The sequence below is a fragment of the Paenibacillus albiflavus genome (assembly GCF_004344915.1).
Taxonomy (GTDB): Bacteria; Bacillota; Bacilli; order Paenibacillales; family NBRC-103111; genus Paenibacillus_AM; species Paenibacillus_AM albiflavus.
Map to the genome: position 1 here is coordinate 105,372 of NZ_SKFG01000014.1, position 12,387 is coordinate 117,758.

Sequence of the window (12,387 nt, forward strand, 5' to 3'; positions counted from 1 at the left end):
TATCCATGGATGAAAAAGAACGCGAATTACGACAGAAGCTGGCAGCGAAATTAGAAGAAGCCCGCAATTTAGCAGAAACAGGAAAGACAGAAGAAGCTCGTAAAGCTACAAACGAAGCGAAAGAGATGCGCAGCCAATTGGACGTGCTCGTTGAGACGAGAGAACTGCAAGGCCACATGAGTCAAACGGTTAATCCAACTGCTGTCGCGCCAATTGTTGAGCCTGGAGCTTCAACACGTTCAGTTGAAGAATTAAACCGTGAACATCGTGATGCATTCGTGCAATTGATTCGTGGGAAAGATTTAACGAATCAACAACGGTCCATTCTTTCTGAGCGACGGGCAATGAACTCTACTTCTGGTGAAGATGGCGGATTCCTAATACCACCTGATATTCAAGTGATGATTAACGAGATTAAACGTCAGTACGTTGCATTATCTGATTATGTAACTATGGTTCCCGTATCAACGTTGAGCGGTTCAAGAGTGTTGGAAAAATTCACTGACATTACTCCATTAACACAAATCACGGCTGAAAATACGGAACTATCCGACCTTGACAACCCGAAGGTGAAGCAAGTTCCATTCACCGTTAAGGATTACGGCGGTATCATGACGCTGACGAATAACCTTCTTGCTGACAGCCCGGAAAACATCCTTTCTTTCATTGCGAAATGGATTGCTCGTAAGGAAATCATTACAGATAACAAGTTGATTCTCGACATCATGAAAACATTCAAGAAAGTTGCATTATCCGGAATTGACGACATCAAAAAGGTATTAAACGTAGAGTTGGATCCATTGATCGCGTCCAGTGCGATTATCGTAACTAACCAAGATGGATATAATTTCTTGGACACATTAAAAGACGGTTTCGGTCGTCCGCTCTTGCAGCCTGACCCTACACAACCAACGCGTAATCTAATCTTTGGAAAACCTGTTGTCGTTATGGCGAATCGTTTGTTACCGACTTCTGGCACAACTACGAAGAAGGCACCAATGATTATCGGTGATCTTCAGGAATCCGTAGTTATCTTTGACCGTCAAGAAATCAGCATATTGACGACAAACATCGGTGGCAAAGCGTTTGAAACGAATACTACGAAGACACGCGTCATTGATCGTGAAGATGTTGTTAAGTGGGACGATGAGGCAATGATATACGGCGAAATTTCCCTTCCGTAATGGGGTGATCATGCATGTTGACTACGCTTGAAAAGGTCAAAAAGGTTTTATCCGTTGAGGATGATTCCCAGGATGGCACACTGACACTTCAAATCCTCGCTGCTTCACAGGCTGTTGAGAACCACTGCAAGCGATCATTCAGGCGGCAAACATATATCGAAATACATTCCGGTGGTTGGAATTACATCAGCCTCCGGAATTATCCGGTAATAGAGATAACATCAATCAAAAATGGTAATGAGCCAGTAAATGGCTATCAGATATTATCTGATGGGATGGTATACCGAGATAAATGGCCATCAGGAGCACACAACCTCACGGTGACATACGAGGCAGGCTACGTCCTTCCGAGCGAAGCGACTACTGATAATCCGCGTACACTTCCTGAGGCGGTGGAGCTTGCCTGTATCTTCCTTGTCCAGCATTTTGTAAACACGCCTGTTGGTGTGAAATCGGAACGAGTTGGAGATATCTCTGTTTCCTATTCAGACTATGAAGGTGAGTTGCCAGCTGTAGTTATCTCATTGCTTAATCCTTATGTAGGTAGATGGGTATGAGTGTAAAACCGAAGAAGAAGCGAACGCGTAAGGCGAATATCATCGTCGAAGAAACGAATCAAATACCGGCAATTCTCGAACAGTTGAAAGAACTTATTAAGAACGAAGTATATGTTGGCGTTTTTTCTGATGACAATGAACTCGCTCAGGTGGCAGCGATCCAAGAGTACGGATCGGTGAAGAAAGGTATTCCAGAACGATCGTTTCTACGCGCTGGCATGGTAAAAGGTTCAGCCAAGATATCAAAAATTGTACGTAATGGAATCAATGGTGTGGTTGAAAACGGTGAAGATGTTCAAGCTTTTATGAGTGCGATTGGTGAAATAGCTATTGATCGGGTTACTACCTATTTCGATAAGCTCCAAGATCCGCCACTTAAACCGGAAACGATTGCGCGCAAAAAAGATAGGAATACAAAGCCACTTATAAATACAAATCAGATGCGTGAAGCGATTCAATTCGAGGTGAGGCCAAAAAGTGCGAAAAAGTAGATTTTCAAACATAATCAAGCGCTATACCGTGAAGTGCATACTTATCCGTAAATCAGGAAAATGGAAAAGCGGAAAATATGTAGAATTACCTCCAGAGCGCATCACATTAGAAGTAGTCATTTTACCAATCGACGCTAGACTTCTACAACTCGAAGGTGGTCGTTACACGATGGATGATAGAGCGATTTATTCGCTCATTCCGCTCAATAATGGAGATCAGATTGAGCGAGATGGAGGGATTTTTACGATCGATAAGACCGTGGATTATTCCGAATATGCCGACTTTAAGAAGTATCTTGCAAAGCGAGTGACTACACATGGTTGATCTTGATCAAATTCGAGCAGTAATCGCAGACGGACTAGAATCGCATCTTAATGTTCTCGTAATCGAAGCAAATGAGTCTTCACTGATCCCGCCGTACCCATTTCTCGCATTCAATTTCACGACAGCAGCAATTTACCCTGACTATTACCCAGTCGTAGATATGAGCGGTATCGACATGGGGTACATTGAGCAGCCGGAAATGCTGATTAGTATGAACTCATATGCGGATACACGGCAGGGGAGCATCGATAACGCGATGCGCGCACATGATTGGTTTCGCGTGTCCGGCTATGAATCACTGAATAATGCTGGACTTGTTGCGGTGGATGTAGGTGACATACGCAATCGTGACATTCAGATTGGGGATGAATGGGAGAGACGGAACGGTTTTGATGTGCGTATTCGGGTACTAAGCATCGTTTCAACTTCAAAAGAAACGATTGAACAAATTGAAACCAAGGGGGTATTCAAATAATGGCATCTATAAGTGACGTAATTGTCGTCATTGACGTACAAAAACCGAGAGGACGAATTGGATTCGGCACACCGCTTATTCTCGGTTCTAAGTCTGGAGGAAAGGACTACAAAGAGTATTCCGACCTAGATATGGTCGAGGTTGATTATGCCAAAGGTACGGACGAATACAAGGCTGCAGAAGCGATCTTCGCACAAGGAGATTACGCACCTGCTAAAATCGCTATAACTTGTCACAACAGTACTGCTGCAGCGACTGAAACGTTGTCCGATCGATTGAAATCTGTCTATGATCGCGATTGGTATTTCTTAATTTACACAAAAGATACGGTCGCAAGCATCATCGAACTTGCTGACGAAATTGAGAAGGCAAAAGGAAAGATTTTTGTTGCGCGGTCGAGCAGCAAGGAAGAAGCGCAAACGATCAAGGATAAGAAATATGACAACACCGCTGTTTTTTACCATACCACTACGAACAATTATCCTGACGCTGCTCTCGTTGGACGTGCTGGAAGCGCCCCTGTTGGTTCGGTAACATGGAAATTCAAGACACTGGCAGGGATTCAACCGCTTGACATCGATGCTACTGAACTTCGTGCAATTCATGATACTGGTGCGATCACATACGTCATAAAATCTGGCGACAACGTGACAAGCGAAGGAAAGACTGTATCTGGCGAGTACATCGACGTCATTCATTCAAATGATTTCGTCAAGTTTACTATCGAATACGAAGTGCAAAAACTGCTTAATAACTCAGGCAAAATTCCTTACACTACACAAGGAATTTCGCTGATTGAAGGTATTGTCAAATCTGTCCTACAGCGCGCAAACAATCAAGGAATTATCGCGAATGATGCAGACGGTATTGGCTTGTATGGCACTGACTTCAAGCCACGAGAAGCCGTTGATCCGGAAGATCGAGCAAAACGCGTCTACCGTGAGGGAAACTTTTGGTACGAGCTCGCTGGTGCAATACACGGGGCAAGAATTAACGGAGTAGTCCGATACTAGGGAGAGATGACTAATGGCAAAAGTTTATGATCCAAAGAATACGACCGTCATTGTCGGTGGCGTATACTTAACAGGGCTCGGTGAAGATATGGTCGAGGTCGATAAGGATGAAGACAATCAGGAAGCAAAAGTAGGTGCGCAGGGTGACGTAGCTGTGGCGCGAATCAATAACAATCTTGGTACGATTAAAGTCACTTTACTCTCTGTAAGCCCTCAAGTATCAATGCTAGATCGCTTAGCAAACTCTGGTAAGTTGTTTCCGATCAGCGTGATTTATGCTGGCGATCCAAAGGAGACGGCAACAGCAACAGAGGCATTCGTAAAGAAACCAGCGACTCGTTCTTATGGTAAAGAAGTTGCTGACCGCGAATATGAAATCCAAGCGCTTGATCTTAAATTCGAATAGGAGTGAAAACAATGTTTAAACAAAGGAAATATGTCTCGCAAAGCGGAAAAGAATATACGTTTCAGCATCCTGGTGTAAGATCGGCATCTCAGATCAGCGATCGATGTAAAAATAAGCACGGTGTACAGCAGGAATATAAAATCGCTGAAGAAATGATGCAGCATGTCATCGTTTCGCCTAAGATTACATGGGATTATTTTGGTGATAACAAACAAGAATTCAACGATGTAATCGGAGCTGCGGCGTCTTTTATGGAAGGTGTAGACGACGATAAAAGCAATGCTGACGAAGGCTGAGGCACGTGAAAAAGCTCAACGGAATTGGGCGATGTGGCGGCTGCTGTTGAGTGATATGAATATCACCTATTCCGACCTCGATAAAATGAGCCCGGAAGATTTAGCAGAAGCGAATGCAGCTCTAGATATCCACATCGAACTAATTGAGAAGCAGAAGAAGAAATAGTGTCCATATCGGGTGCTATTTCTTCTTTTTTGCATAGGTGGTGGTTAATACATGGGCGCAATCGGTAATCTGATGTTTGCTATTGGATTTAAAGTAGCAAGCAATGAGCTAACCAAAGCGAATAAACAAATTGATGGAATCAAAAGCAAGACATTTGGACTTGGCAATGTAGCCGATCAAACCAACAGCAAATTCGGAGTGCTTGGTAAATCCATTACAACTGTTGGGAGGATTGCTGGAGGAACACTTGTTGCTGGTATCGCAGGGTTTGGAGTCGCAGCCTATAAAGCTGGCGTACAGGCAGAAGATTCATTCAGAATTATCAAGTCGGGGACAGGGGCGACAGGAGAACAATTAGACGGACTGTTGAAAAGTTATCGCAACCTTGGCGCTAATGTTCCTGATGATTTGAATACAGTAGCACAAGTCATGGCTGACATCAATACGAGAACAGGAGCAACTGGACCTCTGCTTGAAGATATGTCGGGGAAAATATTAAGCCTTACCGCCTTAACCACAGAAGGGGCGGATGCATTGTCATCATCTGTACCTCGCATGATGGGTGATTGGTCTATGGCAGCAGATCAGGGTGGGGCAACTTTGGACAAATTATTTGTCCTGTCCCAACAAACTGGTGCTGGTATAACATCACTTGCCGAAAACCTCACCAAGTATGGCGGCCCTCTTCGTCAGCTCGGGTTCGACTTCGACACATCCGCAGGACTAATGGCAAAGTGGGAAAAAGAAGGAGTCAATACTGAGCTTGTTGCCGGTTCAATGCGTATCGCTCTTGGTAAAATGGCGAAAGACGGAGTTAAGGATACGCGCAAAGCATTTGATGTTATTACGAAGAAAATCCAAGAAGCGAAGACGATCGGCGAAGCAACGGCACTATCTATGGAGGCTTTTGGGGCCAAGGCAGGACCAGACATGGCTGCGGCAATTAGGGAAGGAAGGTTCGAGCTCGGATCGTTAGTTGATCAAATAAAAAATTCTTCCGGTGCCATTGATCAGACCTACGCTGATACAGAGACACTAAGCGACAAATGGAATACATTTAAAAACAAGATGATGATCGCTTTAGAGCCGATCGGCAAGAAGATGCTGGACACATTCGGTAAATGGATTCCTAAGGTTGGGGAGTTTATTTCGAAAATTGCTTCTGGCATAGAGAAAGCTATGCCGTTCGTTGAAAGCCTAGCTGATGCGTTAGGATCAGTACTAGGGCCAGTTATCGAAACCGTCTGGGAAGGTATCGGATTATTTACGCGAAATATTGATATTCTCGGACCTGCACTCGGCGGGTTCGCACTTGTTATCGGTATAGCTCTTGTTCCATCTTTATGGGCTGCAGCAACCGCTGGATGGGCGGCGATTGCCCCTTGGTTACCAATCATCGCCATTGCTGTAGCAATTGGAGCTGCTATCGCTGGAGTTATATATGTTTTCAAGAACTGGGGTAGCATTTCCGATTGGCTGAGCGAAAAATGGAATGCCTTTAAAGATTGGATTTTCGGAATATTTAATGCGATTGGGGATTTCTTTGCGGACTTCGACCTTTTCGAGATTGGAAAGAATATTCTTCAAGGTATGATTGACGGTATCAAAAATGCCGCTGGTGCTATTTGGGATACGATCAAGGATATCGGATCTTCTATTAAAGACGGATTTTGCGACTTCTTTGGTATCAAATCGCCTTCTCGTCTAATGATGGAAGTTGGTTTCTGGACATCGGAAGGTCTAGCAGTCGGGATGGAAGAGAACAACAGCGTCGTTCAGGCGTCAGAAAAAGTGGCTGATTCGGCTGTTGAGCCATATCGCGATAACGACTATTTATCTAGCATTACACCCTCATCGTCTCCATCGACAGTAACGAACAACACATCAAATAGCAACGCTGAGATTAGTCCGGTATTTCAAATAAGCGTGAACGGCGGCGATGCCAACGTAGGACAAAGCGTAGCGAAACAAGTAGAGGACGTATTCGAGAGTCTAATGCGCAGATACGGGCTCGTACCGCAAGGGGGTTGATTGCTTGGCGAAGATAAATGATATACAGATCATGGCCGAGAAAGAATCACCAGAATATGCATCAGATGTAACTGAGCAACCTGTAGAGTCTGGAATCAGTTTAACTGATCATGTCAGGCAACGCGCCAAAACACTAAAAATCAGCGGGTTTATTCTAGGTTCAGATGCCGCTGAACGTCGACAGAGGATTCTTGATTTATGGTCGAAAGGCGAAATCGTGAAATATGTCGGCAGGAACTTGTTTTCTGGCGTCATAGAGTCATTTTCGACTGATCATGGTTACAAAACGGCCAATGGATGTGGCTTTACCATGTCTCTAGTTGAAATACGAATTGCAACTCCAGAATATACGAGTGGTTTGTCATTTGAGGTAAGGACTCAAGTTGCGAAAGTAGCTGATGCTGGGCGAAAGCAACCGGTCGAAAAAGGATCGGGGAAAGGCGGTAAGTCGATATGGGAAGAGTAATTGAAATCAAAAAAAACATGATCCCATACCGTTTCGAAATCGTGCTTTGTAGCGAGCTATTTTCATTTTTAGTCGACTATAATGCGGTATCAGACTCCTTTTCCGTTGATTTGTACAAGGATCAGGAATTGATTGTAAGCGGTGAGCAACTTGTATATGGCTCACCGCTTTTTGCTGATTTTTCAGATACACGTTTGCCGAGTGTCGACTTAATTCCGTGTGACGAGGCTAACAATGAGACAGTGGTTACATGGTCGAATTTAAGCGAATCCGTCTTCTTGTTTGTCGTTGAAAAGGATGGTGCCTTATGAATTTCAAGCGCTTCGTAGAGGTGACAATCGGTGATCAAAAATTCGCTAATAATTCGTTTACCATCGAGTTTTCAATTCCATTTACGGATGAAAGCACACCGGATGAATGTGAAATTAAAATCTACAACTTGACTGAATCTACAATCGCGCGGTTTAGTCGCAGTACAGCTGTCGTAATTAATGCAGGGTATGAGGGAGATGTCGGTGTTACCTTAGTAGGAACGATCTCAAAAGTTGCGACGCAGTTCATGGGACCAGATAAAATTACTACTATAAATGTTATCGATGGAATTATAGGAAGTTCGGTACAAAAAGCATACGCCAAGGGCACGAACGGAAATTATATTATTCGCGATTTAGCTGCTTCAGCTGGCATTCCGATTGCAAAACTTGTGACTAAGGACGTAGTTTTTAATTCAGGTTATGCTGTCAATGGCATGCCGCTCGATATCATTCGTAAAGTCGCGAGAGAGTGCGGATCAAAGGCATATATTGATCGCGGTCAGCTTGTTGTTACACCGGTATCCACACAAGGTAGCGTCCTTGTCCTATCACCAGATACGGGACTGATTGGGTACCCGGAGCCGTTCGAAGATGAACGAGGCAAGGGGTATAAACTGACAAGCCAGTTTAGCCATCCCGTCACGAAAGGATCAATCGTGCAGTTGCAGTCGCGAATTGCAAATGCTGTCCTGTATGTCAGAGCTGGCAAGCACACATTCAATATTCAAACGTTCACAACAGAAATGGAGGCGATATATTGAATGCGATTGATAGGTTTCTGACGGCATGGATCGATAAAGAGTTGAGATCTCTACATGTCGCAATTCCATGTCGTGTTATTTCGTTTGATGGTAAAACAGCAACGGTACAGCCTCTTGTAAAGGTAGATGGCGCTGAGCAGCCTGTTATTCAAGACGTATCGGCACTAGGCCAGCGTTTAGAGGTAGATGGTGTTGAACGAGTCTATAAGCCAGCGTTAAAGAATGGTGATGTTGTGCTTGTCGTGTGCTGCGACACTGACATTCAAAGATCATCTTCTGGGAAGTCTGCTTCTCCAGCTACGTCAAGAAAACATGACATAAATGATGCGGTCATTGTGGGGGTGTTTCCGTGCTCTCTTTAAAGGTGATCGACGGCGATATCGTATTTGAAAATGGTGAGCTTGTTACCGTCGAAGGCAAACACGAAATTGATCAATGCGCCGACCGTGTATTAAGCACGAACATCGGGGAATGGTTCTTGAATCCATCGCACGGCATCGACTTCAAGGCGCTTCTCGGTAAAGGCGTGACAGACGACGAAGCGCGAGCGGTTGTACGTGAGGGGTTGGGACAAATTCCTGAAATCGCAACGGTCGAATCTATAACGATTAATCGGGATCGCAGAGCTCGTGAGCTGGCGATCTATTTTATTGCTACCGGAAAAGATGGCAGCAGGATAGAAAGCGGGGTGAAAGTAGATGCTTGACGAACGGGGATTTAAACGTAGGAGATTTGCTGACTTATTCGATGAAATGGAGGGAAAAGCTCGCGAAGCGTTCGGGGAACAAGTAAACACTGCTGTACGATCGCCACTTGGTATTATTTTGCGGATATTTGCCTGGTTCCTCGCAATGGCATGGTCACTCGCCGAGTCCGTTTACAATAGCGCATACGTTGGCACAGCAATCGGCACTAGCTTAGACCGACTAGGTGCGTATGTTGGCATTACACGCATACCGCAGCGGCCGGCAACCGGAGAAGTGCAAATTGAAGGCACGGCTGGTTACACTGTCGCGATTAGCACAGTCTTCGGTACAAAGAACGGAGTGCTGTTTGAAACGCTCAATTCCATTACTCTTGAAAGCAACGGGAGAGGAATGGTCAAGGTCAGGGGGAAGAAACCAGGTATACAAAGCAATGTTGCAGCCGGAACCATTACAGAGATAATCAATCCGGTCCCAGACATTACAGCGGTAACAAATCCTGCACCTTCAACTGGCGGACGCGAGAAGGAGACAGATTCAGAATTTCGCGAACGATTTCGCCTATCTGTTGCTGGTGGCGGTGCGGCCACGCTGGATTCATTACGAGGGGCATTATTGCGAGTATTTGGTGTCCGTGCTGCAGCAGTTGTGGAAAACAATTCCTTACAAACTGACGGCGCTGGACGTCCTGGTAAGTCATTTCAATGTTATTTGTTAGGTGGGGATGACAACGATATCGCACAAACCATTCTCAATACCAAGGCGGCTGGAATTGAGCCGTTTGGTGATATTGAGATTATCCGAAAGGATATTGCTGGCGAGCCGCATACAGTTAAATTCAGTCGCGCTGAAGAGGTTAGAATCAGCTTGAAAGTGTTAATTGGTACTGATAACCGTTTTCCGATTGACGGTGATCGCCGTATATGTAGCGAACTTGTTCGGTACATTGGTGGAAATGATGAGGATGGGTCAATTTATGTAGGACTGAACATGGGTCAAAGTGTAGTCTTCTCTCAACTAGTAGCAACTGCATTGAAGGTAGAAGGAACAACAGACGTCTCATACGAGATCAAGGTAAATGGACAAGCTCACCGGTCAGAGAATATAAACATCTCCATTTTTCAGGTAGCACAGACATCTGCTGCAGAAATAGAGGTGGTTCATAGTGTTTAGCTTGAAAGCGTTTCTTGCAAAACTCACGGACAACTACAATAAAAAACCAAACAGCAATTTAGGACGTCTTATTTCTATCTTGCAGCAACAGTTAAAAGACCTTGGAGATACATTTGAGACGATGCGAGAATGGCGAGATATTGATAAGGCTCGCGGGGTTACACTCGATCGGATTGGTGAAAATATCGTACAGCCTCGTGGTGCATCGACTGACGAGGTTTACCGGGTACTGATTAAGTCAAAGATTGCTCGAAATTTGTCTCGTGGCGACATAAATACAATTATTGATGTATTGGCCTTGGCTCTGGACTGTGATCCGGCTGAAATACGAATTAAAGAGAAATGGAATGATCCATCAGAACCTGAGCCAGCAGCGATCGGACTCATACGGCTGCCAGTGTCACGCTTAAATGCTGTGGGTATGTCGCCTTATCAATTCGCTCGAATTGTGCAGCGGACTGTTGCAGCTGGTGTACGTGTCGCACAAATTGAAATGCCTGGAACATTCAGACTATCCTCATTTCGAAATAAAATAGAGAAAAGCCAACTTGGATTAGCTGATGTAAGCATGACAACCGGCGGAACTTTAGGGATAGTTTATGTTCCAGGTAACGACGTAGATTTACCGATTTAAGGAGGGATACTGATGGGATTTGTGAAAGAACTTCCGATGTGGAATGCACCGGGGATTAAGCCGCCGTTATCAAAATTGAATATTGGTTGGGAAGTAGAAGACCACCCACCTGCTGATTGGCTTAACTGGCAGCAGTATACAACATATGAAGCTTTGAAAGAGCTGCAGGAGCAGGCGGCTGATAAAAGCTATGTTGATCAAAAAATATCTGAGCTTGATATTAACGTAACGCCTGAACAAATTGGAGCAGCTAAACAAAGTGACTTTGCTGCACATTTGGCGGAAGATGCGTCTTTGACTAAAAAGGGACATGTGCAGTTATCAAGCAGTGTAACGAGTACAAGTGAGACGCTAGCTGCTACCGCTAATGCAGTTAAACAAGTTAATGATAAATTAGTAAGTGACGTAGTTGCGATGGGGAAAAAATCAAGCTCAGACAGTGGTGCTGTCGCAATAGGTCAAGAGTCAAATGCATACTTGGCGTCAATTGCACTAGGTGGTAACGCAAAAACCACAAAAGCATTTGGTATAGCAATTGGGCCTTTGTCATCAGCAGAAGGAGCAGGCTCGGTAGCACTTGGAAGTAACGCAACTGCATTGAATAATTCGCAGGGAATTTTGGGCTCTGGTAATGGAAATACAGATACTTGGTTAGTTCCTGGATCATTTTCCGTCCAAGGTACTAAAAATTTTGAAATACCGCATCCTCATCCAGTAAAGAAAAATACGCACGTCATACGACATGGAGCTGTTGAGAGCCCAACGCCTGGCGACACACTTTATCGCTATACTCTTGAAGCAACAAAAGATAGCCAAACTGTAGAGATACATTTGCCAGATTACTTTGAGCACTTAAACACCAATGTAGACGTGTGGGTAAATGGTCATTTGCATTTTGGCAGAGCTTATGGGGTTGTTGAAGGTGATACACTTAAAGTAACATGCGAAAAAGCAGGAAAGTACAAAGCCCTCGTCATTGGTACTCGTAACGATGATAATGTACAAGATTGGCACGTCAAAGGTGTAGAGCGAGAGATCGGCGAGAGCTGGCGTGGTGAAACTTATGTGTTTGAAGTAGACGAGATTATGGAAGTAGAAGAAATAACAAATATGGAGGAATCAGTCTAATGGAAATTATTATTCGGAAGAGCACAATCCAGTTTAAAAACCCACAAGTCGGGCAACCAACACGAGCAGTCGGAGAACACTACAATGGAAGAACAATCAACGCTAGTGTTGATGGTAATGAGAAACTATTTAGATTTAAGAAAGAAGAAATTCCTTTTCTTGTTGATGAGGATGAGATGATTACTACAATTACCGCAAGAGTGAATAGCGAACTAGAATAAGCGCCACGACAGCGAGCGATATATTTATACGCATAAGGATGA

19 protein-coding genes are annotated in these 12,387 nt (G+C 44.3%); all 19 read left to right on the forward strand.

Annotated features, from left to right (window positions below):
* Positions 1-5: 5 nt before the first annotated feature.
* The 19 genes from E0485_RS15125 to E0485_RS15215 are packed head-to-tail and all read left to right on the forward strand — an operon-like array spanning position 6 to position 12,345.
* Positions 6-1,184 carry a phage major capsid protein gene (locus E0485_RS15125; RefSeq protein WP_132418898.1) on the forward strand — a complete coding sequence of 393 codons (1,179 nt, stop codon included), beginning with the start codon at positions 6-8 and terminating at the stop codon, positions 1,182-1,184.
* Between the two features lie 14 nt (positions 1,185-1,198).
* Complete coding sequence (locus tag E0485_RS15130; RefSeq protein WP_132418899.1) at positions 1,199-1,741, forward strand: phage head-tail connector protein; 543 nt, start codon at positions 1,199-1,201, stop codon at positions 1,739-1,741.
* Positions 1,738-2,232 carry a phage virion morphogenesis protein gene (locus E0485_RS15135; RefSeq protein ID WP_132418900.1) on the forward strand — a complete coding sequence of 165 codons (495 nt, stop codon included), beginning with the start codon at positions 1,738-1,740 and terminating at the stop codon, positions 2,230-2,232. The genes E0485_RS15130 and E0485_RS15135 overlap by 4 nt, the downstream gene beginning before the upstream one ends.
* Positions 2,219-2,557, forward strand: a complete 339-nt coding sequence (locus tag E0485_RS15140) for a hypothetical protein (protein ID WP_132418901.1) — start codon at positions 2,219-2,221, stop codon at positions 2,555-2,557. Before E0485_RS15135 ends, E0485_RS15140 begins: the two co-directional genes overlap by 14 nt.
* Entirely contained in the window at positions 2,550-3,032 is a 483-nt protein-coding gene (locus tag E0485_RS15145; RefSeq protein WP_132418902.1) for a phage neck terminator protein, read from the forward strand. The genes E0485_RS15140 and E0485_RS15145 overlap by 8 nt, the downstream gene beginning before the upstream one ends.
* A complete protein-coding gene (locus tag E0485_RS15150; protein WP_132418903.1) occupies positions 3,032-4,045 on the forward strand; it encodes a DUF3383 family protein in 1,014 nt (337 codons plus the stop codon). The genes E0485_RS15145 and E0485_RS15150 overlap by 1 nt, the downstream gene beginning before the upstream one ends.
* A 13-nt stretch (positions 4,046-4,058) precedes the next feature.
* A complete protein-coding gene (locus E0485_RS15155) occupies positions 4,059-4,451 on the forward strand; it encodes a phage structural protein (protein ID WP_132418904.1) in 393 nt (130 codons plus the stop codon).
* 11 nt (positions 4,452-4,462) lie between these two features.
* A complete protein-coding gene (locus tag E0485_RS15160) occupies positions 4,463-4,747 on the forward strand; it encodes a hypothetical protein (protein WP_132418905.1) in 285 nt (94 codons plus the stop codon).
* On the forward strand, positions 4,731-4,913 hold the full coding sequence (locus E0485_RS15165; RefSeq protein ID WP_132418906.1) for a hypothetical protein: 183 nt from the start codon (positions 4,731-4,733) through the stop codon (positions 4,911-4,913). The genes E0485_RS15160 and E0485_RS15165 overlap by 17 nt, the downstream gene beginning before the upstream one ends.
* Before the next feature lie 51 nt (positions 4,914-4,964).
* The gene (locus E0485_RS15170; RefSeq protein WP_132418907.1) at positions 4,965-6,944 is read left to right on the forward strand and encodes a phage tail tape measure protein; all 1,980 of its coding nucleotides are present in this window, start codon (positions 4,965-4,967) and stop codon (positions 6,942-6,944) included.
* Positions 6,945-6,948: 4 nt separating this feature from the next.
* On the forward strand, positions 6,949-7,410 hold the full coding sequence (locus E0485_RS15175; RefSeq protein ID WP_132418908.1) for a phage baseplate protein: 462 nt from the start codon (positions 6,949-6,951) through the stop codon (positions 7,408-7,410).
* Positions 7,398-7,721 (forward strand): phage baseplate plug family protein, encoded by a 324-nt coding sequence (locus E0485_RS15180; protein WP_132418909.1) that lies wholly within the window; start codon positions 7,398-7,400, stop codon positions 7,719-7,721. Before E0485_RS15175 ends, E0485_RS15180 begins: the two co-directional genes overlap by 13 nt.
* Complete coding sequence (locus E0485_RS15185; RefSeq protein ID WP_132418910.1) at positions 7,718-8,485, forward strand: phage protein; 768 nt, start codon at positions 7,718-7,720, stop codon at positions 8,483-8,485. The genes E0485_RS15180 and E0485_RS15185 overlap by 4 nt, the downstream gene beginning before the upstream one ends.
* Entirely contained in the window at positions 8,482-8,847 is a 366-nt protein-coding gene (locus E0485_RS15190; protein WP_132418911.1) for a Gp138 family membrane-puncturing spike protein, read from the forward strand. Before E0485_RS15185 ends, E0485_RS15190 begins: the two co-directional genes overlap by 4 nt.
* Positions 8,835-9,191: a GPW/gp25 family protein gene (locus E0485_RS15195; protein ID WP_132418912.1), complete on the forward strand. Its 357-nt coding sequence runs from the start codon at positions 8,835-8,837 to the stop codon at positions 9,189-9,191. The genes E0485_RS15190 and E0485_RS15195 overlap by 13 nt, the downstream gene beginning before the upstream one ends.
* Entirely contained in the window at positions 9,184-10,362 is a 1,179-nt protein-coding gene (locus E0485_RS15200; RefSeq protein ID WP_132418913.1) for a baseplate J/gp47 family protein, read from the forward strand. Before E0485_RS15195 ends, E0485_RS15200 begins: the two co-directional genes overlap by 8 nt.
* Positions 10,355-10,996, forward strand: coding sequence for a hypothetical protein (locus E0485_RS15205; RefSeq protein ID WP_132418914.1), 642 nt, complete (start codon positions 10,355-10,357; stop codon positions 10,994-10,996). The genes E0485_RS15200 and E0485_RS15205 overlap by 8 nt, the downstream gene beginning before the upstream one ends.
* 12 nt (positions 10,997-11,008) lie before the next feature.
* Entirely contained in the window at positions 11,009-12,124 is a 1,116-nt protein-coding gene (locus E0485_RS15210; RefSeq protein WP_132418915.1) for a tail fiber protein, read from the forward strand.
* Positions 12,124-12,345: a hypothetical protein gene (locus tag E0485_RS15215; protein ID WP_132418916.1), complete on the forward strand. Its 222-nt coding sequence runs from the start codon at positions 12,124-12,126 to the stop codon at positions 12,343-12,345. Before E0485_RS15210 ends, E0485_RS15215 begins: the two co-directional genes overlap by 1 nt.
* Positions 12,346-12,387 lie beyond the last annotated feature (42 nt).